Genomic DNA, 18,957 nt, shown 5'->3' on the forward strand with positions numbered 1-18,957 from the left:
CGTGAGTCACGCGTCCCAGCCACCCCGTAGGTGGCTCAGACGGAGGAGGCCACGCGGCAGCCAGCCGCGCCCTACCTCCAAGCCCGGTCCTTTAGGGCCGGGTCAAGTTTGACAGACCGACGACTTTGGCGCTCGCCGACAGCTCGTAGACCAGAGTGACCGTGCGGCGGCCGCCGGGTGGGAGCGCGACGTCCCAGCGGGCGATGCCTTCAGCGTCGACCACATCGGGCGCCGGAGAGCAGGCTTCCTTGCGCAGGCGTACCTCCACCGCCGAGACCTCGGAGACCGGGATCCGCTCCCGGAGGACGACCACCCGTTCGCCCTGCTCCCCGGGGGCGGAGAACCGGGACAGGTGCAGCCGGACCGTGCGGGTGACCACGGTCCGCTGGATGATTCCGGCGGAGTCGCGGGACTCCTCGGCATACCGGACCACCCTGTGGTCGTCGCAGCTGCCGAAGGCGAGCTCGACCGGGGCGCCGGGGGCGGTGAAATCCAGCGTGCCGCGGCCGCTGAATCCGCTGCCGCGGACCAGGTCCACGGGACCGGCGAGCAGCGCATGGCCGGACAGGTTGTCGAACCGCACCACCTGGGTGACCAGCGGGGACAGCTCGGGCGAGCAGGCGAACTCGCTGCTTTCGGCCGTGGTGAAGGCGGAGATCGGCACCCGGTGGGCGCGGCCGTCTCCGGGCACGGAGACTGGTGCGGGGGAGCTCAGCACCCGCGCCTCGCCGCCGTCGTCCACCCCCGGCAGGCCGAGCACCGGGGCCGGGCCGAGGTCCCCGATCTCCTCCTCGCGCAGCTCGACGTCGACCGTACGGCGCTCCGCGGCGGAGCGGTCCCCCAGCGTCAGCCGGTCCTCGCCCAGCCGCGGTGGATCGGTGGCCAGCGCAGACCGGGCCGTCGACAACGTCAGCCGTACGTCGGACCAGTCCTCGCCGGTGCGCTGCCAGACCATCGCGTCGGTCTCCAGCGTCAGGGAGTCCCCGTCGAGCACGGCCCGGTAGGCAGGCCGCCACAGCGCACACGGGGTGAGGTGGCTCAGGCGCAGCCGGACCGGCCCGGCGACCGCGGTTTCCACGGTCAGTTCGATATGGCCGACCAGCTCGGCGGGCTCCCCCTCGGAGAGGTCGATGGCCCGCTGGGCCTCCCCGAGCTCGACGGCGAGGCCGGCCAGCCGGGCCTCCACGGTGCGGAGTTGCTCGCCGTACGCGTCGCGCTCGTCGTCCACCCGGTCCAGTTCGCGGGCCCAGCGGGGCCCTTCGCTCTCCCCGCAGCCGACGCCTTCGCCGATCTCCCGCAGCAGATCGGCGGCGAGGCGGCCGAGCAGGCCGAGGCGGGCGTGCAGCCGGTCGCGTCGCTGCCCCAGGGCGATCCGCTCCTCTTCGAGAACGTGCACGCGGTGGCGCAGGGCGGAGTCGTCGCCGGTGGACGGCAGCGGCCCGCGCGGCGTCCAGCTGCGGACGATCCGCACGTCGAGAACGGTCGCGGCGTGGTCGGCGGTCAGCTCGGCATGGAGGGTACGGTCGACGGCCAGCGCACTGACCGGCCCGAGCCGCAGCCGCTGGACCCCGGCCTCCAGGTCGAGCATGACGGTGCGCTCGATGTGGGCGCGATCCTCCAGGCAGGTGACGGCGGTGACGGGGAGGGCGATCACGGGGAAGGCGATCGGCTTCGGGGCCGTGGACATGGCGTGTGTCAGCTCCTGCGGTTGCCGCCGACCAGGGCCTTGCCGGCCGGGATGCGGATCTCGTAGCCGCCGTCGAGGGCGGCGGTGCCACCGGCGGGCAGGTCCACCCGCCAGACGCGGGTGCCCGGGGCATGCCGCTCGGGCCCGGCGCCACCCTCGGGTGGTGCCGTCCAGTCGGCCCGTTCCTCGATCCGGACGTCCGGTTCGGAGGTGACGGGCACCCGCTCGCGGACCTCGACGGTGACGGGCCTCGCGAGCCCGTTGGCCAGCTCCACGTGGACGCGGTGGTCGAGCACGGTGGTGTTGCCCCGCAGGCCCGCGGTCGACTCGTGGAGGTTCGTACGGCGGGTGACCCGGATGCCCTCGGCAGGCCCGAGCCCCACCCGGCGGACACCGCCGGGGGCGAGCGTGGGCAGTGCGGCGGTCAGCAGGAACTCGTCGTCGACGGTGACCTCCACCGGGCCGGCCAGCAGAGCCTGGTCGGTGGCGTTGGAGAGCACCAACTCCGCGTACACGGTCCGCTCCACGGACGGCACGCACACGTACTCGGTGCGCAGACCGACCGGAATCTCGGCGACGGTGATGGTGTGCCAGGTGCCGTCCGACGGAATGTCGGCGCGGGCCGTGGCATCGAAGCGGTGGTCGAAGGAACCCGCTGACTGGCGGGGCCGCACGGCGTGCCCGGGCAGCGGCAGCACGGCCACCGCTTCGGCGCGGCGGCGGTACTCGGCCGCCACCGCGTCGGAGGGAGAGCCGGGGAACAGCCGGCCTTTGCGGCCGCCCTGCTCGTCGGGGCCGCACAGGACGAGGGCGGCGTAGTCGAGCTCGGCGCCGCTCGGCTGCGGCGGACCGGCCGCCGGTGCGGCGCCGCGCGGCTGCGGTGGACCGGCCGGCGGTGCGGCGCCGCGCGGCTGCGGTGGACCGGCCGGCGGTGCCGGAGCGGGTGGCGCAGCCCGGCCGGGAGCCGCAGGTGCCGTGGCGGCGGGGGCGCCGGCGAAGGATCCGCCGCCGGTACGCGGCCTGCCGCCCGGTCGCGACCGGACCGGCTGCGCGAGGTCGGACATCCCGCCGCCGAAGACCGCCGGGGAGTGGCTGTCCGCGCCGGAGGGCACCGGGAGGGCAGCGGGTGGCCCTCCGTAGGCCTGCGGTGCGGGCGGCGGTGGCGGCGGCGGCGGAACGGGGCCGGACGCGGAGCCGCCTGCGGCAGCCGCGGGCGCGGCCGTCGGGGCCGGGCGGGGGCCGGCCGCCGCCTCGTATCCGGCGAACAGGTCGGCGAGCCCCGCCGGAGGCTCGCGCCAGCCGGAAGGAGTGGGGGCGGGCTGACGGCGTCCGATCCGGATCGAACGGAGCCTCGGCAGGTCGGTGCGGCGCCGGAGGTCGGCGGTGGCCAGGGCGATGCGCACGCCGGTCCAGTCCTCACCGGTGCGCTGGGCGACCGAGGCGCGCAGCACCAGGCGCCCGGTGTCATCACCCTGACGGTGGGTGAGCCGGTAGGCCGGCACCCAGACGGCGCCCGGCACCCCGTACTCCAGCTCCAACTCCAGCTCCAGCCCCACCTCCGCGTCACCGGTGACGTCGAGGGTCAGGACCGCGGAGACCGTGGTCTCCACATGCGCTGACGGTGCGTCGGTGGAGGCGCGGGCGAGTCTGTCCGCGGCGACGCTGAGCTCGTGCTCGACGCGGCGCATCGCCTCCTCCAGCTCGACGAGGCGGCTGTGCAGTCCCGTCAGCCGCTCGTCCACGAACTCGGCGAGCGCCAGCCACGCGTCGGCCGGGGTGCGGCGGTGCGGGTCCTCGGGCAGACGGACCGGCGGCACCGGGTGCAGAGCCCTGACCTCCTCGATCAGGCTCAGTTGCCGGTCCCGGCGTCCCTGCGCCGCCGCGTACTCGTCGCGCAGCCGCTCGACCTCGCACCGCAACTCGTCGGGTACTCCGGTGCCGAGCGGCTCGGCCTCGATGTCCACACGGGCCTCGGTGACGCGCACCCCGGGGGCGCCCAGGACGCCGGCCCGCAGTGAGCCCGGGTCCAGCGAGCGGGGCAGTCCCGTCACCCGCACCCGGCCGTCCGGCGGCACGCGGCCCCGGACCAGGCGGCGGCAGACCGCGCCCTGCGCGTACACCACGACCGAATCGAGGGTCGATCTCCACCTCGGTGCTGTCTCAGCCGTCATGTGCTCCGCCCCCCGCCGCGTCCGTGCTGAGCGAAGCCTACGCCCGAGCGGTCCGCGCCTCCGCGTCGAGTCCCGATGTCAGTGACCTGTCGTACGGTCGGGACGTGTGCACATCCGACGAAGTCCGTGAACTCGCCCTCGCCCTGCCGGAGACGACCGAGAAGGAGGCCTGGTCCATGCCCACCTTCCGGGTCGCCGGCAAGATGTTCCTGACCCTGCCCGACGAAGAGACGTCGATGGCCGTCCGCTGCCCGAAGGTGGAGCGCGACGAGCTGGTCCTAGCCGAGCCCGAGAAGTTCTGGGTCGCGGACCACGAGGCGTCCTTCGCCTGGGTGCGAGTGCGCCTGGCCGCCCTCAATGACGCGGATGAGCTCCGTGCGATCGTCGTCGACTCCTGGCGCCAGGCGGCCCCGCCCGGGCTGCTCAAGGCCCACCCTGATCTCGTGCCCCCGGCATAGAAGCTTCCGCTCCCGCTCCCGCTGAGATGAGCGGAGTCGTCAGGGCTGATTCACCCCGGCTCCACGCGGCGAGGAGGACGCTTCCGAGACGCCCCTCGAGCAAGGTGGTGGCGTCCGCACCGAAGGCGATGTCCCGTTCGAGGTGGGGCTCGTCCTCAAGGAGTCCGGCGATGACCTCACGGCGGACGAGCTGCTCATGTACGGCGTCGGCCTCGACGTGCTCGGTGTAGAAGTGCTCGGCGGCAGGACCGGCCTCCAGCCGGCGCATGGCGGCGGCCATACGGCGCGAGCCCGGCGACGACGTCACCTCTACACAGGCGAAATGACCCACGAGAGCTCCACGCAGCGCCCGGTGAAGGCCGAAGAGGGACATGACGTTGACAGTGGCCAGGGCCTCGGCGGGCGCCGAGTCGAGGTAGGAGCCGTACGAGGGATCGAGATCCAGATCCTTCATCAGGTCCGCGAACAGCCGGGAGTGCATCCGTTCGGCGCGGCCACCGCCGAACTCGTCGTACTCGATGGCCACCATGGCCGCCTTGGCCCGGCCACGCAGGCGCGGGATCACCCAGGCGTGCGGCTCGGCCTCTTTGAGGTGATAGAGCGAGCGCAGTGCCGCGTACTCGCGGAGCTGCCACAGTTCGCCGTCGTGTTCGAGGTGCGCCGAGACGCTTCCGGTGTGATCGACGGGCTCGACGAGCAGCTCGCCGAACGCCTCGTCGACGGTGCGGTCTCGGGCGGTTTCCCGGCGCAGTGCCGTCAGGAACCGGTCTTCGAGTGCCTGCCGGAGCCGGAGAAGTCCGGGATCCCACTCGAGAGCCTCGTCCACGCCCTCGAAGCCGCGGTAGTGGAGTTCGTACAGTACGTAAAGGGCGAGCTGAAGGTCCTCGCCGAACGCGGCTGCCGGGCTGACCGCCCAAGCGTCCGGCAGGCTGTCCTGCTCACCACGCAGGGCGGCGATCACCGCTCTGGAAAGCGCGCCCCTGCCCGTCGGCAAGGCCGGCGCCATCTCGGCCGGCATGGCGGGAGACGTCCATGTCGCTGGCATGCCTACCGCGCCTCCCGACTCGTGTGTGCGGGGCGGTCCTCCGCTGCGCGGTGCTGCTGCGCGGCCCGGATGACGACCAGTTCCTCGGTCAGTTGTCCTCGTTCCACCAGGCCTTGCTCCACCAGCCAGGGCCTGCGCGATCTCAGGACAGGGCCGAACGGGATGTGTGCGTGCGCCACGATTTCGCCGCTCAGCCCCGCCTCGGCCAGGCGCGCCAGGGTGGCATCCGTACCGGCCAGGGCGGAATGGACCAGCAGCAGGATGCCCTGGGGTTTGAGGAGGGCGGGCGCGGCCGCGCAGATCCCGTCGACGACGGCTCTGCCGTCGCGGCCGCCGTCCCAGGAGCGGGCAGCGCCGCGTCGGGGCAGGTGTGCGTCAGGGGCCGGGACGTAGGGCGGATTGCTGATGACGAGGTCGAATCGCCGACCGCGTACGGCCTGCGGGACGGTTCCGAGACGGACGGTGATCGGCAGACGCAGCCGCGCGGCGTTCACCCTGGCCGTGAGGGCGGCGCGCCAGGAGACGTCGACCGCGGTGACCCGGGCTCCGCCCAGGGCCGCGCACAGCGCCAGCGCTCCGCTGCCGGTTCCGATGTCCAGGACGTCCATACCGGCGGTTACGTCGGACTGTACGGAGCGGGCCAGAAGCAGGGTGTCCTCCTGTGGGGAGTAAACGCCGGGGAGACGCCACAGCGGCCTGAACCCCAGGCGGGCGTTCGGGAGGCCAACCGTCTCGGTCATGCGCGTTGCAGTCATATGTGGATCTCCACGGGGTCGATCGCCGTCCGGTTCCCAGCGCCGGTCTCTCGGCCTGGTTTCCAGCGGCTACCCACGTCACCCGGGCTCATGCCCATGCCCCTGAGTGCGCGGACGGGTGATGCCGGCGGGCAGGGAGCGGTATCGCCCCGGCCGCCGGGTGGACCAGCGACGTCCCCGAACAGGACCTGACCATCCCCCTGAGGCCTATTCCAACGCTGCCGCACAGCGGCTTCCGATTGAGCGTGCCGTGGCCACAGGCGACGAACACCTCGCTGGTCGGGGCCGATCGGCAGCCATGACGGCCGGCCCGACGCCGGCCTTCAGACGCCAGTCTTCAGGAGTGTGGCCCAGGTTGGGGTGCGGGCTGCGGGCCTGGCTCCCGATCCGGTTCCGGCGGCGCCGCCGGCTGTGGTTCCGGCGCGTGGGGGTCGACCGGGAAGGGGTGCGTGGGCGGAGCTGGGTAAGGGTTCGGGCCCGCTGGGAATGGATGGGTGGGCTGCCCCGTATTCGTGCTCATCATCGAGGGCCCCCTTCCAGAGAGGCGACTTGGGAGGTTCAGGTGTTGGTGGTGGTTTCGGCGAGTTGGTCGACGACGGCCACCGTGTCTGACCTCGGTGATAGCCATGCACGGCGTCTAACCCGCACGGCCGGTCCGAAACCAGCCGGGGCAAGGCCACCGCGGCCCTGACGAGCATGAGCCGCCGCTTCAGGACTCGCCTTGAGCCGGCGGACGAGTCCGACCGCCGTCCGCCCGTCCGACCGCCGTCCGCCCGTCCGCCCGCCGCCCGCCCGTCCGCCGTCCGGCCGCCCTCCGCCCCAGGGTCAGTCGGCGGGACCGTCCGCCGTGAGCCTGAACACCGCTCCGTCGGCATCGCGGAGGGCCACCCAGCGCTCGGTGGCGTTCGAGACGATGGGCGACAGGGCCGCGCCGCCGTGGGCTTCGGCCGTCTCGATGGCCTTGGCGAGGTCGGGGACCCGGAAATGGACCAGCCAGCGGGGCTGCATGTGCGGGTCGGGGGCCGCTGTCTCGACGGGACCGCTGTTCAGACGGGCTACGGGCTCGCCGGCCTGCCGCAGGACGACCTGGTCCTCCTCGTAGGAGACCTCGCAGCAGCCCTTGCGGCCGCTGGCCCAATCCAGCACTCCGCCGTAGAAGATCGCCGCCTCGAACGCGTCCCGGGTACGCAGTTCCAGCCAGGCCGGCGCCTGGCCAACGCCGATGCGCCAGTCGGCTGCGACCGGGCCCTCCCAGATACCGAAGACGGCGCCGTCGCGGTCGGCTACGAGGGCACCGCGGCCACCCGGGGCGAAGGAGACCGGGCCGACCGCGATCGTGCCGCTGCGCTCGCGGATCCGGTCCACCGCCACGTCGGCATCGTCGACGGCGAAGTACACCGTCCACGCCACCGGCATGGTCACGCCCGTGGCCAGGGACCCGATGCCCGCCACGGGCACGCCTTCCAGCTCGGCGACGACGAACGCCTCGCCCATGGGTGCGGGCCGGAAATCCCAGCCCAGCGTCGCGCCGTAGAACTCCTGCGCACCGTCCAGATCGCGGGCCATCAGGCTGACCCAGCACGGTGCGCCGAAGACGTCCCGCGTGGTGATCCCCACGGTTCACGCTCCGTTCTCTCGGTGCGGTCCTTGCGGTGCTTGCGTTGCAGCACCGCAAGGGTTACTGGCGGTGTTGAGGTCAAGGTCATCCTGACGCCAGCTGTGCCCCCCGCGCACGTCGGCGCCCCGCAGCGGCATGGCGAATGCCTTGGTAGGCCCGGAGGCAGAGCGGTAGGACTCCGTCGGATGCCATTCGGCCAGGAGGATTGTGGCGTCGTCGGTGCGCGGAGCATGCCCATGGACTGGACTGCCGGTACGGATCAGGGCCCGGAAGATCGTCCGGGCCGATCGTGTGGGCATCGCGGAGCAGCGCTCCGAGGCGACGGCCGAACTCTGCATCGTCCATGTGGTCACCACCTGTCAGCGGTGGGCCACCGGCGCCCGCGCAGGTCACTTGAGTCTACGCTTCCCTGACCTGCCCGTTGGCCGAGGAAGCCCGGCCCGGGGGGCGCCGAGTATGAGGCCGTCGGATGAACGAATGTGCTCAGGGTCGGGCGATTCAGCGGAAGGCGGCGCCGTTCTCCGAGATCCATTGCTGGAATGTCCTGGCCGGGGCGCTGGTGATCTGGGAGACGGTGTCGCGCACGGTGAGCAGCTCGTCGTTGAGGTCGCCGCCCGTCACGTCGAGGACCGCGTCCGCGGCTTCGTCGCCCAGGAAGGCGGCTATCTGACGGTGGGCCTCCTGCCGGCTGATCTGGGCGAACGGCACCTCCCGCCCCAGCGTTGCCGCGATGGCCCGGACCTGTTGCCGGGCCGTGATCCGCTCCGGGCCGGTCAGGGCGTACGTCCGCCCTCGGTGGCCGGACTCAGTCAGGGCCGCCCGGGCCACCGATGCGATGTCCGCGGGGTGGACCGTGGGGAGGCCGGTGTCTGCATAGGGCACGCGGACCGTTGCGCGCTCGCGGATCGTTCCCGCCCACCACAGGGCATTCGAGGCGAACTGTGTCGGTCGCAGGATCGTCCATGCCATTCCGCTGTCCTTGAGCAGTTGCTCGACGGCCAGGTTCTCGTCGGCGGGGCCCAGATGCGGATGGGTCTGGACGGTAATGGACGACACCAGCACCACGTGTTCCACACCTGCCCGCCGAGCAGCCTCAAGAATCGCGGCGTCCGAGCCTATTCGTGACACAAGGAACAGCGAACGCACCCCCTCCAGCGCGGGCTTCAGTGAGGCTGCCCGAGCGAAGTCAGCCTCGACAGCTTCGACCCCTTCCGGAAGCGCGGCCCGCGCGGAGTCACGCGTGAGCCCCCTCACCGGTCCGGCACCGAAAGACTGGAGCTCCTTCAAGAGCGCGCTTCCTATGTTCCCAGTGGCCCCGGTCACGAGGATCATCGGTCTTCTCCTGCCGTCAGGTGGTGATCAACATGATGTGACGGTAGGACCTCAACCGAACTTCAGGTCAAGGAGGCCCAACAGGGGGTGACCAACTGAGCAGGTTTGAGGACTACGACCCCGCGGGCCAGCGCATGGGGCTCATTCCCTCATTCCCTCATTCCTCTCGACTGGCCCGGTCCGGCACGCGCACACGGTGGCTGGTGTCGCACCACGGGTAGATCCGGCTGCGCCGGCATGTGCACAGCGCGACCACCGGCCTCTCGGACCGGGCGATCGACCCGTCCCGCCGGGACCGCTCCACGGGCCCGGCGACCAGCTCGGGCCCGTCCGGCTCCGTGATGCGTCGCGGTGTGCCCGTGTTCCGCTCCGCCGGGAGGCTCCCGGCCGCTGCTCGGTCTCGTGCCATGGAGGGCGCCTGCCCAGCGGACGGCGCACAAACCGTCTGGAGTGTTGTGCTCCGCCCGGCTGCGCCGCTTTCACGCACCCCGCTCGTAGAGGGGTGTCAGGGCCCGTCCACGAGCCGCCGGAACGCCCGGGCATTGACGACGGCGGCCCCGCCCGGGTCGTTGTTGAAGTAGGCGAAGACGTCGGCGTCCGCCGGCCAGGTGTCGGCGATGCGCTCGGCCCAGGACTTCAAGGCCGTCCGGCCGTACCGGGGACCGGGGGAGGCCCTGCCCTCGTGAAAGCGTACGTATCCCCAGTCGGCTGTCCGCCACAGCGGCGTCACGGGACGTGACCCCCGGTCCGCCCAGCACAGGGCGGCCCCGCGCGCGGTCAGCACCTCCCGTACCTCCGGGATCCACCAGGAGTCGTGCCGCGGTTCGACGGCCACGCGCGTACGGCGCGGGAAGCAGGCGAGGCAGGCATCCAGGGCTTCCACGTCCACCCGCAGGGTCGGCGGCAGTTGGAGCAGGACCGGTCCCAGCCGGTCACCCAGCGCGCTGCTGTGCTCCATCAGGCGACGCACCGGCTCCTGCGGCTCCCGCAGACGCTTGATGTGGGTCAGGAACCGGCTGGCCTTCACCGCCATGACGAAGCCGGGCGGAGTGCGTTCCCGCCAGTCGGCGAACGTTTCCGGGGCGGGCAGCCGGTAGAACGCGTTGTTGCTCTCGACCGTGTGGAAGTGCTGCGTGTATTCCTCCAGCCAGAGCCGTTGCGGCCGCCCTTGCGGGTAGAGCACCCCGGCCCAGTCCCGGTACTGCCACCCGGATGTGCCGACGAGGACAGGCATGATTCTCCTTCTCGGCGTCCAAGGGGGGTGCCGGGCCGCCCTGGGGGATCCACTGACCCCCCGGTGGCTGGCTACCCACCTCCCGGGCGCCCATGCGGGGATCCGGCGCGCGGCCGGGGCCCCGTGGCCGCATGTACGCGCCGATTGCGGGCAGCCCCATCCCATGAGCTACGACCAGCCGCGGATAGAGGTTCTCCTGGACCAGGACGAGGTCCGGGTCGTCGTGCTGTCGGGTGAGTTCGACATCGACAACGTCGAGCCAGTCCGAGAAGTGCTGACCGCTGCCGCGAGGGACGGCGTACGACGTGTCGTGGACGTCACCCGCCTGGTCTTCGCCGATTCCTCCTTGCTCACCACGCTCCTCGCGAGCCGACGGGACGGTCCTCTGGTACTGGCGGGCCCGGTCCCGCCACAGTTCGCGCAACTCTTGCGCCTGTCCAGCGCGGAATCCGTCCTGGAGATCGCACCCACCCTCGACGACGCCCGCTCCTTTCGGCCGAGCCCCCGCCGGGACCCGTAGACATCAGCATTCGACGCCTGGGGCGGTGTGGGTGTGAGGCCGCGTATCAGGGGCAGGCGGCTGTTGCGAAGGCTCCCGCCGCCTCCCGACCGCGGCGAGGACCGTGCACCCGCGACACGAGGAGCACGAGAGATGAGCGAGCAGAGGAAGAACCCGACCCCGACCCCGCCGTCGAAGGCGCCGGGGGAGAGCGGCGACCGCGCGGCACGCGAGGAGGCGGAAGACGCCGTCATGCCGGGCCGCCATGACCGCGAGGCGGGCGACGCGCTGACGCCGAACACCGAGGCCCAGCGCCGCGCGGGCAGGCGGGACCGGTCTGGGGACTGACTCCGCCAGTTCCGGGAGTGACGACGCCGGAACGAGGGAGATGACGCAGCGATGAACCATTACGGCGAACACGCGCATCCGCGCGTCACCGGACTGGTGGGCTCCAAAGCGAGCGAAACGGCTGCCCGAGTACGGCGTACGGGCGCCGGTGCGGGACAGCTCGTCCAGGACGCGGTCCCCGCGATCGTACGGGCAAGAGCCAATGACGGCGATGGCGGCGCCGTCGCCCGTGGTGGTTTCCAGCCCTTGCTCCTGGCCGCCGGAGCGGCGTTGGCGGCGGTCGCCGCCGTGGTGGTCCGCCGCCGGGCAGGCGCACGCGGGACGAGTCGGTAACGACGAGAGGTGTTCGGTAACGACGAGGTGTGAGGACCCGACGACCGAGTACGAACGCTCGCGCACGATGCCCGCTCTCCCGGAGCACGTCTTCGACCAGGCGGCCAACGTGGACCAGATGGATGAACAGGTGCGCCTGCGCACTGACGGCGCGGCCGGCTGACTCCCGGGTTCCGTCCGTCGAGCAGTTCTACGCCCGTCAGGCGGAGTTCCCGCCCCCGCCCGCGGGCTCGCCGTTCGCGGGCGGGTACGCCGGTCTCGCCGGTGCCGGCGGCGAGGGAAGAGGCGGGAGGGACGGCTCGTACAGCCAAGCCGAGAACAGGTCGTCCACCGGCTCGGCGGCGTAACGGGCCACGTGGGTGGCGAAGCCCGCGGTGGTCACCACGCCGTGGCGGTGCACGGTGGCCCAGTCGCGCAGCATGCGGAAGAACGCGCCGTCACCCAGGGCGCAGCGGATCGCGTGCACGGCGAGACCCCCGCGCTGGTACAGGCGGTCGTCGAACATCAGCTTGCGTCCCGGGTCGGCCAGCGTGAGGTCCTGCGGCTGCGAGGCCACCAGCCGGTGTGCGGTGGCCGCCAGCTCGTGCGCGGTGCGGCCGCCGGAGCGTTCCGACCAGAGCCATTCGGCGTACTTGGCGAAGCCCTCGTTCAGCCAGATGTGCCGCCAGTCGCCGATGCTCACGCTGTTGCCGAACCATTGGTGCGCGAGCTCATGGGCGACGAGGCGCTCCGAACCACGGGCCCCGTCCACATGGTTGGCGCCGAACGTGGAGAGACCCTGGGCCTCCACCGGGACGTCCAGTTCCTCGTCGACGACGACCACCGCGTACTCCCCGAAGGGATACGGCCCGAACAGTTCCTCGAACAGCCGCATCATGGCGGGCTGCCGTGCGAAGTCGCGGGAGAACCGCGGCAGCAGACGCACCGGCACGTGGGCGCTCTGCGGAACGCCGCCGAGGCCGGGGTCGCCGAACAGCACCGTCTGGTACACGCCGATGGACAGGCCGACGAGGTAGCTGGAGGTGGGTGCGGACTGCTCGTACACCCAGGTGGTCGTGCTGGCCCTGGTCGTCCGGGTGAGCAGTCGGCCGCCGGCCACCACCGTGTAGGCGGACGGGGTGTTGACGGAGATCTGGTACGAGGCCTTGTCGGCGGGCCGGTCGTTGCACGGGTACCAGGAGGGTGCGCCGACCGGCTGGCTGGCCACCAGCGCGCCGTCGGTCAGTTCCTCCCAGCCGATGCCGCCCCAGGGGCTGCGGACGGGCTTGGGATTGCCCGCCCAGTGCACCTCCACAGTGAAGGCGGCGCCGGCGGGCAGCGGCTTGCCCGGCCGGATGCGGAGCTTTCCGCCCCGGAGGGTGTACTGCGGCGCCCGGCCGTTCACCAGGACCCGGCCTATTTTGAACTCGGCCAGGTTCAGGTGGAACTCGGCGAGCGGCGCCCGCCCGGCGATCGCACTGAGCCGGGCCGTCCCGGCCAGCCGGTTGGGGCCGGGGCGGTATTCCAGAGCGAGTTCGTACCGGTGCACGCGGTAACGGGGGTCGCCGTTGGCCGGAAAGTACGGGTCCGATGCCGCTGTCCTCTGGCCGCTCATTGCCGCTTCCGTTCCCCGCACTGTGCTCGGGACCTTTCAGGTCCGCCACGCCTCGATCGGATTGCCCAGCCAGCGCGTGCCGGCGGGGACGGATTCCCCGGCCATCACGAGGGAGGCGGGACCCAGGGTGCTGTGGGCGCCGACCGTACTCCCGGGCAGGACGATTCCGCCCGGGCCCAGGGTGGCGCCCTCACGGAGGACCACAGTATCCGTCCTCAAGATCCGGTCGTGGAAGAGGTGTGTCTGCAACACGCAGCCACGGTTCACGCTGACCGCGTCGCCCAGCACCACCAGGTCCGTCTCGGGCAGCCAGTAGCTCTCGCACCACACGCCACGGCCGATCCGGGCCCCGAGACCGCGCAGCCACAGGGCCAGCAGCGGCGTACCGGGCACCGATCCGGCCAGCCACGGCACGGCCAGTACCTCGACGAACGTGTCGGCGAGCTCGTTGCGCCACACGAAGCCGCTCCACAGCGGGTGTTCTCCCGTCCGGTGCCGGCCCACCAGCAGCCACTTCGCGGCCACCGTGACCCCACACGCGGCCACCCCGGCGGTGAGCAGGACCGCCCCGGACAGCAGCGCGGTTCCCCAGATCCCCAGACCGCTCGTCGTGATCAGCGCGCAGAGCGCCGCCACGGTCAGTACGGCCAGCGCGGCCGAGCAGAACACCGGGACGAGCCGGCACAGCTCCACCATGCCCCGCGCCCACAGCAGACGCGCGGGCGGATCGTACGTCCGGCTCTGGTCGCCGTCCGCGGCGGACCGTGGCAGCCGGACCGGCGGCAGGCCCAGGTACGAACTGCCCTTCTTGGCCTTCTTCGGAGTCGCCGACAGCACACCGACCAGCCCGTCGTCCGGCACCGTGCGGCCCGGCGCGGTCATGCCGGAGTTGCCGAGGAACGCCCGGCGGCCGATCTCGGAGTGGCCGATCCGCATCCAGCCGCCGCCCAGCTCATAGGGGGCGGTCAGAGTGTCGTCGGCGAGGAACGCGCCTTCGCCCACGGTGGTGAGACTCGGCAGCGCGAGCACGGTGGACACCTCCGCGCCCCGGCCGATCCTCATGCCGAGCAGCCGCAGCCACACCGGGGTGATCAGCCCGGCGTACAGCGGGAACAGCGTTTCCCGGGACAGATCCATCAGCTGAGTGACCGTCCAGGCCTGCCAGCCCACCCGGCTGTGCGTCGGATGAATTCCCGTACGCAGTCCGAGGCTGAGCAGACGTACGCAGACCAGCAGGAGCAGCGCGTACGCGAACCCGAAGGCGAGCGCCCCGGGCACCACGCCGAGCAGGGTTCCTCGCAGTGCCCGGGCCGGCCCGGCGTCAGCGGGCACGAACCGGCTCACCACGAGCAGGGCGGGCAGGGTGGCGAGCACGGGCAGGGCGGTGAGGGAGAAGCCGGTCGCCCCGTACATGGCGCGCCAGTGGACCGCGCGCGGCGGCCGCTGCCCCGGCCAGTTGCGCTTGGCCTTGCCGAGCTTGACGGCGGGCGCTCCGGCCCAGCGCTGGCCGGTCGGAATCTGCCCGGCCACGGCGGAGCCGGGGGCCACCTCGGCCCGCTTGCCGACCCGCGCACCCGGGAAGAGCATGCTGCGGGTGCCGACCACCGCCCCCGCACCCACCTTGACCGGGCCGATCTCCAGCCGGTCCCCGTCCAGCCAGTACCCGCAGAGGTCCACCTCGGACTCCACGGCGCAGCCGCGGCCGAGCTTGAGCATGCCCGTCACCGGGGGCAGCGCGTGCAAGTCCACCTCGGGGCCGACCTTGGCGCCGAGCGCCCGCGCGTAACGCTCCAGCCAGGAACCGGTGAGGGACGTCGCGCCGACGTACTCGGCCAGCCGTTCGGCCGTCCAGAGCCTCAGGTGCACGCTTCCGCCGCGCGGGTGGCGTCCTGCCTTCACCCCGCGCAGCAGCAGCCGCGCGCCGCCGGCCGCGATCGCGAGGCGGCCCGGCGGGCTGAAGAACAGCACCGCACCGGCGGCGACGAGCCACCACGAGGCGGTGGGCGCCCACGGATAGGGCCCGAACCAGTGCAGTACGTTGCCCAGTGCCAGCAGCGCCACCGTCCAGCGCAGGCCGACCAGGGTGAACAGCGGGAGCAGCAGGAGCGATTGCGTGACTTGGGACCGGACCGGAACCGGAGCGACGGCCCGGGCCGCTTCGTCGTCCCGTACGGACTTCTCCAGCCGCCGGGCCAGCTTGCGCAGGGTGGGCTGCTGATAGATGTCGAGGACGGCCGCTCTCGGGTAGCGGGTGCGCAGCCGGGTGGTGAGCTGGGCGGCGGCGAGGCTGTTGCCGCCGATCGCGAAGAAGTCGTCTGCGGCTCCGGTGACGGCCACGCCGAGGGTCTCGCTCCACTGCTCGGCGAGCCAGGCCTCGGTGCCGTACAGCTCCTCGGCGGGGCCGTCGGGCTCCAGTTCGGGCAGCGGCCACGGCAGCGCGTCCCGGTCCACCTTGCCGGAGGTGCGGGTCGGCAGCTCGTCGACCGGCGCGAGCAGCGGGACGAGGGCCGCGGGCAGTTCGGCGCGCAGCCGCTCCACGGCCGCCGCGCGGTCCCAGCCCTCCTGGGTGACCAGGTAGCCGACGAGCAGCTGGTTGCCGCTGCGCGCGGTGCGTACGGCGGCGGCCGCGCCGGCGACGCCGGGCAGGGCCTGCAGCGCGGCGTCCACCTCGCCCAGCTCGATCCTGCGGCCGCCGAGCTTGATCTGCTCGTCACCGCGGCCGAGGAAGACCAGCCCCTCGGGTTCCGCGCGGACGAGGTCGCCGCTGCGGTAGGCGCGCTGCCAGCCGAGGGATTCCAGCGGGGCGTACTTCTCGGCGTCCTTCTCGGGGTCGAGGTAGCGGGCCAGGCCGACGCCGCCGATCACGAGCTGGCCGCTGCCGCCCATCGGCACCGGCTCGCCGGACTCGTCGACCACGGCCAGCTCCCAGCCGTTCAGCGGGAGGCCGATCCGGATCGGCTCTTCACCGGTCAGGAGCGAGGCGCAGGCGACGACGGTGGCCTCGGTGGGGCCGTAGGTGTTCCAGACCTCGCGGCCCTCGGTGACCAGACGCTGGGTCAGCTCCGGCGGGCAGGCCTCTCCGCCGAAGATCAGCAGCCGGACCTCGCCCAGGTCCTCTGGCTCCCAGAGCGCGGCCAGGGTCGGAACGGTGGAGACGACGGTGATCTCCTGTTCCGCCAGCCAGGGGCCGAGGTCGGCACCGCTGCGCACCTGGGAGCGGGGGACGGGCACGAGGCAGGCGCCGTAGCGCCAGGCCAGCCACATCTCCTCGCAGGAGGCGTCGAAGGCGACGGACAGCCCGGCCATGACCCGGTCGCCGGGACCGATCGGCTCCTCGGCGAGGAACAGCGCGGCCTCGGCGTCCACGAAGGCGGCGGCGCTGCGATGGCTGACCGCGACGCCCTTGGGCCTGCCGGTGGAACCGGAGGTGAAGATGACCCACGCGTCGTGCTCGGGGCCGGGCCGCGCGGCGGACACGGGAACGTCCGCCAGGCCGGTGACGTCGATGCGCCGTCCGGCGCCCAGCACCGCCCGCACCCCGGCCTCGCCGAAGACCAACTCGGCCCGCTCGTCCGGGTCCTCGGCATCGACCGGCACGTAGGCGGCGCCCGCGGCGAGCACGGCGAGGATGGCCACGTACAGCTCATTGGTCCCGGACGGCACGCGTACGCCGACCCGGTCGCCGAGCCCCACCCCGGCGGCCGCGAGAGCGCACCGCCGTCGCTCGACCTCGGCGGCCAGCGCCCGGTAGGTCAGCTGCTCGCTGCCGTCGTCCAGGGCGAGCTCGTCGGGGTACGCCCGTACGGAGGCGTCGAAGATGTCGACGAGGGTGCGCGTCGGGGCGGCGGGCCCGGCGGAGAACCGGGCGGACTTGCCGGACTGCCCGGGCTCGTCGCCGTGGTCGAGCAGAGTCAGTTCACCGTGCTCAGGTGTGGCTGCCATCGGCCCTCGCGTCTCGGTCCCGGAGACATCCGGGTGGCCGGCGGAGCCCAGGTTTGCCCGGGTTGTTCCGGTCCAGCGCCAAACAACCGGCCAGTCTAATGCGCCGTCAAGGATTTTCTCGCTGAAGCCTTGCGTGTGGCGGAGAAGAGACGATAGAGAAGGCGACCGAGGCCCGCCCCATGTCGACCATTCGGTGTTCAGCGAACTTTTGCGGCACTCTGGGAGCATGAATGACGCACAGGCCGGAAGGCCGACCGACGCCCCCGACCCTGCGGCGCGCCTTGCCGCCCTCGCTGCGGCGCTGGCCGACGAGACCCGGGCCGCCATCTGTATGACCCTGCTCGAAGGGCGCGCCTGGACCGCGGGCGAGCTGGCCCGGATCACCTCGGTCGCGCCGTCCACCGTCAGCGGCCACCTGTCCCGCCTGCTCGACGCGGGCATCTGCGTGACCGAGCGACAGGGCCGCCACAGCTACGTGCGGATCGCCGACGCCGCGACGGCTCGCCTAGTGGACGAGCTGGCCTCGCATGCGATTCCGGATCGGGATGCCGCGCACGCGGTGCCCGTGGTCTCCGCGCCCGACCCGCTGGCCCGTGCCCGCACCTGCTACGACCATTTCGCGGGGCGGCTCGGCATGGCGGTCACCGATGCCATGGAGGGACAAGGGCTGCTGCGGACCGAGGGGGCCTTCGAGCTCACGGAGGCGGGGCGCGAGTGGTGCGGGCGGGCCGGCGTCGACCTCACGCGCGTGGGGCGCAGGCCGCTGGCGAGCTCCTGCCTGGACTGGACCGAACGGCGTCGTCACCTGGGCGGCCTGGCCGGGGCGCGGCTGTGCGCGCGGGCGCTGAACGAGAAGTGGGTGGTGCGGGTGCCGGGCGGCGGGCGGGGGCTGCGGGTGACCGAGGCCGGGGAGCGGGCCTTCAGTGACTTGCTGGGTATTTCGAGCTCAATACTTCGGTAGACGACGAAATGAAACCTCGGTAGGGTCCGCGTATGAAGTCCCGCCTGAGTCTGCTCTCACCCCGCGCCCTCACAGTCGGCGCCGTCTCCTTCACGGTGTTCGCGTGGGCCTCCGCCTTCGTTTCCATCCGCAGCGCCGGCGCCGCCTACTCGCCCGGGGCCCTGGCCCTCGGCAGGCTGCTGGCCGCCTCCCTGGTGCTCGTCGCCCTGCTCCTGGTACGCCGCGAAGGTCTGCCGCCGCGCGGAGCCTGGCGCGGCATCGTGATATCCGGACTGGTGTGGTTCTGCGGCTACACGGTCGCGCTGAACTGGGGTGAACGTCTGGTGGACGCGGGTACGGCGTCCCTGCTCGTGAACACCGGGCCCATCCTGATGGCACTGCTCGCTGCCCGCCTGCTGGGGGAGGCGCTGCCACCGCGGCTGCTGGCGGGCATGGCCGTCTCCTTCGTCGGCGCGGTGGTCGTCGGCCTGTCCATGTCGTCCGGCGGCGACGGCTCCACATCAGCCCTCGGAGTCGCGCTGTGCCTGCTGGCCGCAGTGGCCTACGCGACCGGTGTGGTCGCGCAGAAGCCGGCCCTGTCCTTCGGGACGCCCATGCAGATCACCGCGTACAGCTGCCTGACCGGCGCCGTGGCCAGCCTGCCCTTCGCCGGGCAACTCGCGGCGGAGCTGCCCCGGGCGCCGGTTTCCGCGACGCTGAACATGGTCTACCTGGGCGTGGTGCCGACCGCCCTCGCCTTCATCGCGTGGAGCTACGCCCTGGCCCGAATGCCGGCCGGGAAGCTGGGTTCGACCACGTACGCCGTCCCGGCCGTCGTGGTGCTGCTGAGCTGGGTGCTCCTGGGCGAGGTGCCCGCATGGCTGACGCTGATCGGCGGGGTGCTGTGCCTGACCGGGGTGGCGGTGTCCCGACGCCGGCCGCGCTCCGCGACGGCCGTCGCGGCAGCGGTGACGAACTGAGTTCCGCCGGCCGCGGCTGCG

General features: G+C 72.5%; 16 protein-coding genes and 1 pseudogene. 7 read left to right on the forward strand and 10 right to left on the reverse strand.

The annotated features are described in order from the left end of the window. Positions 1 to 91 precede the first annotated feature (91 nt). Together J7I97_RS11225 and J7I97_RS11230 are read right to left on the reverse strand one after the other, a co-directional pair. The gene (locus J7I97_RS11225; RefSeq protein WP_214933388.1) at positions 92 to 1,687 is read right to left on the reverse strand and encodes a DUF4139 domain-containing protein; all 1,596 of its coding nucleotides are present in this window, start codon (positions 1,685 to 1,687) and stop codon (positions 92 to 94) included. Positions 1,688 to 1,695: 8 nt separating this feature from the next. Continuing rightward, positions 1,696 to 3,858 (reverse strand): DUF4139 domain-containing protein, encoded by a 2,163-nt coding sequence (locus J7I97_RS11230; RefSeq protein WP_214933389.1) that lies wholly within the window; start codon positions 3,856 to 3,858, stop codon positions 1,696 to 1,698. A 104-nt stretch (positions 3,859 to 3,962) separates the two neighbouring features. Between J7I97_RS11230 and J7I97_RS11235 the strand changes: the two genes are divergently transcribed. Next, positions 3,963 to 4,316: an MmcQ/YjbR family DNA-binding protein gene (locus J7I97_RS11235; protein WP_214933391.1), complete on the forward strand. Its 354-nt coding sequence runs from the start codon at positions 3,963 to 3,965 to the stop codon at positions 4,314 to 4,316. Here J7I97_RS11235 and J7I97_RS11240 read toward each other — a convergent pair. The 6 genes from J7I97_RS11240 to J7I97_RS11265 form a co-directional block, all read right to left on the reverse strand. Further along, positions 4,282 to 5,361: an iron-containing redox enzyme family protein gene (locus tag J7I97_RS11240; protein ID WP_251051680.1), complete on the reverse strand. Its 1,080-nt coding sequence runs from the start codon at positions 5,359 to 5,361 to the stop codon at positions 4,282 to 4,284. The genes J7I97_RS11235 and J7I97_RS11240 overlap by 35 nt on opposite strands. Positions 5,362 to 5,363: 2 nt before the next feature. Then, positions 5,364 to 6,116 carry a HemK2/MTQ2 family protein methyltransferase gene (locus tag J7I97_RS11245; protein ID WP_374195463.1) on the reverse strand — a complete coding sequence of 251 codons (753 nt, stop codon included), beginning with the start codon at positions 6,114 to 6,116 and terminating at the stop codon, positions 5,364 to 5,366. An 825-nt stretch (positions 6,117 to 6,941) separates the two neighbouring features. Continuing rightward, positions 6,942 to 7,682 carry a VOC family protein gene (locus J7I97_RS11250; protein WP_214933599.1) on the reverse strand — a complete coding sequence of 247 codons (741 nt, stop codon included), beginning with the start codon at positions 7,680 to 7,682 and terminating at the stop codon, positions 6,942 to 6,944. A 550-nt stretch (positions 7,683 to 8,232) separates the two neighbouring features. Further along, a complete protein-coding gene (locus tag J7I97_RS11255) occupies positions 8,233 to 9,066 on the reverse strand; it encodes an SDR family oxidoreductase (protein ID WP_214933393.1) in 834 nt (277 codons plus the stop codon). Positions 9,067 to 9,223: 157 nt separating this feature from the next. After that, complete coding sequence (locus J7I97_RS11260; protein WP_214933395.1) at positions 9,224 to 9,475, reverse strand: CDGSH iron-sulfur domain-containing protein; 252 nt, start codon at positions 9,473 to 9,475, stop codon at positions 9,224 to 9,226. Between the two features lie 96 nt (positions 9,476 to 9,571). Continuing rightward, positions 9,572 to 10,300 (reverse strand): DUF72 domain-containing protein, encoded by a 729-nt coding sequence (locus J7I97_RS11265; RefSeq protein ID WP_214933397.1) that lies wholly within the window; start codon positions 10,298 to 10,300, stop codon positions 9,572 to 9,574. 163 nt (positions 10,301 to 10,463) lie between these two features. Here J7I97_RS11265 and J7I97_RS11270 point away from each other — a divergent pair, with 163 nt between their 5' ends. The 4 genes and pseudogenes from J7I97_RS11270 to J7I97_RS40255 all read left to right on the forward strand — a co-directional run. Continuing rightward, positions 10,464 to 10,820 carry an STAS domain-containing protein gene (locus J7I97_RS11270; protein WP_214933399.1) on the forward strand — a complete coding sequence of 119 codons (357 nt, stop codon included), beginning with the start codon at positions 10,464 to 10,466 and terminating at the stop codon, positions 10,818 to 10,820. A 132-nt stretch (positions 10,821 to 10,952) separates the two neighbouring features. Further along, the gene (locus J7I97_RS11275) at positions 10,953 to 11,147 is read left to right on the forward strand and encodes a hypothetical protein (protein WP_214933401.1); all 195 of its coding nucleotides are present in this window, start codon (positions 10,953 to 10,955) and stop codon (positions 11,145 to 11,147) included. Between the two features lie 51 nt (positions 11,148 to 11,198). After that, positions 11,199 to 11,480 (forward strand): hypothetical protein, encoded by a 282-nt coding sequence (locus J7I97_RS11280; protein WP_214933403.1) that lies wholly within the window; start codon positions 11,199 to 11,201, stop codon positions 11,478 to 11,480. A 43-nt stretch (positions 11,481 to 11,523) separates the two neighbouring features. Then, positions 11,524 to 11,604: pseudogene (locus J7I97_RS40255) on the forward strand (SRPBCC family protein); the annotation flags it as partial. Between the two features lie 75 nt (positions 11,605 to 11,679). Here the strand turns inward: J7I97_RS40255 and J7I97_RS11285 are convergent. Both J7I97_RS11285 and J7I97_RS11290 read right to left on the reverse strand, forming a co-directional pair. Then, on the reverse strand, positions 11,680 to 13,074 hold the full coding sequence (locus tag J7I97_RS11285; protein WP_214933405.1) for a M1 family metallopeptidase: 1,395 nt from the start codon (positions 13,072 to 13,074) through the stop codon (positions 11,680 to 11,682). A gap of 36 nt (positions 13,075 to 13,110) precedes the next feature. Next, positions 13,111 to 17,016, reverse strand: a complete 3,906-nt coding sequence (locus J7I97_RS11290; protein ID WP_214933407.1) for a Pls/PosA family non-ribosomal peptide synthetase — start codon at positions 17,014 to 17,016, stop codon at positions 13,111 to 13,113. 226 nt (positions 17,017 to 17,242) lie between these two features. On the opposite strand from J7I97_RS11290, the gene J7I97_RS11295 reads away from it, so the two are divergent. Further along, entirely contained in the window at positions 17,243 to 17,977 is a 735-nt protein-coding gene (locus J7I97_RS11295; RefSeq protein WP_214933409.1) for a helix-turn-helix transcriptional regulator, read from the forward strand. A 32-nt stretch (positions 17,978 to 18,009) separates the two neighbouring features. Further along, positions 18,010 to 18,936, forward strand: coding sequence for a DMT family transporter (locus tag J7I97_RS11300; RefSeq protein ID WP_214933411.1), 927 nt, complete (start codon positions 18,010 to 18,012; stop codon positions 18,934 to 18,936). Positions 18,937 to 18,957: the final 21 nt, after the last annotated feature.

Origin of the sequence: Streptomyces sp. ISL-87, assembly GCF_018614095.1 — a bacterium.
Classification (GTDB): Bacteria; Actinomycetota; Actinomycetes; order Streptomycetales; family Streptomycetaceae; genus Streptomyces.

What these genes read in the sequence shown, in the direction of transcription:
- J7I97_RS11285 (WP_214933405.1), bottom strand. Translation starts at nt 13,074, where the DNA reads ATGAGCGGCCAGAGGACAGCGGCATCGGACCCGTACTTTCCGGCCAAC.
- J7I97_RS11300 (WP_214933411.1), top strand. Translation starts at nt 18,010, where the DNA reads ATGAAGTCCCGCCTGAGTCTGCTCTCACCCCGCGCCCTCACAGTCGGC.
- J7I97_RS11230 (WP_214933389.1), bottom strand. Translation starts at nt 3,858, where the DNA reads ATGACGGCTGAGACAGCACCGAGGTGGAGATCGACCCTCGATTCGGTC.
- J7I97_RS11260 (WP_214933395.1), bottom strand. Translation starts at nt 9,475, where the DNA reads ATGGCACGAGACCGAGCAGCGGCCGGGAGCCTCCCGGCGGAGCGGAAC.
- J7I97_RS11295 (WP_214933409.1), top strand. Translation starts at nt 17,243, where the DNA reads ATGAATGACGCACAGGCCGGAAGGCCGACCGACGCCCCCGACCCTGCG.
- J7I97_RS11225 (WP_214933388.1), bottom strand. Translation starts at nt 1,687, where the DNA reads ATGTCCACGGCCCCGAAGCCGATCGCCTTCCCCGTGATCGCCCTCCCC.
- J7I97_RS11250 (WP_214933599.1), bottom strand. Translation starts at nt 7,682, where the DNA reads ATGGCCCGCGATCTGGACGGTGCGCAGGAGTTCTACGGCGCGACGCTG.
- J7I97_RS11290 (WP_214933407.1), bottom strand. Translation starts at nt 17,016, where the DNA reads ATGGCAGCCACACCTGAGCACGGTGAACTGACTCTGCTCGACCACGGC.
- J7I97_RS11280 (WP_214933403.1), top strand. Translation starts at nt 11,199, where the DNA reads ATGAACCATTACGGCGAACACGCGCATCCGCGCGTCACCGGACTGGTG.
- J7I97_RS11270 (WP_214933399.1), top strand. Translation starts at nt 10,464, where the DNA reads ATGAGCTACGACCAGCCGCGGATAGAGGTTCTCCTGGACCAGGACGAG.
- J7I97_RS11265 (WP_214933397.1), bottom strand. Translation starts at nt 10,300, where the DNA reads ATGCCTGTCCTCGTCGGCACATCCGGGTGGCAGTACCGGGACTGGGCC.
- J7I97_RS11240 (WP_251051680.1), bottom strand. Translation starts at nt 5,361, where the DNA reads ATGCCAGCGACATGGACGTCTCCCGCCATGCCGGCCGAGATGGCGCCG.
- J7I97_RS11275 (WP_214933401.1), top strand. Translation starts at nt 10,953, where the DNA reads ATGAGCGAGCAGAGGAAGAACCCGACCCCGACCCCGCCGTCGAAGGCG.
- J7I97_RS11245 (WP_374195463.1), bottom strand. Translation starts at nt 6,116, where the DNA reads ATGACTGCAACGCGCATGACCGAGACGGTTGGCCTCCCGAACGCCCGC.
- J7I97_RS11255 (WP_214933393.1), bottom strand. Translation starts at nt 9,066, where the DNA reads ATGATCCTCGTGACCGGGGCCACTGGGAACATAGGAAGCGCGCTCTTG.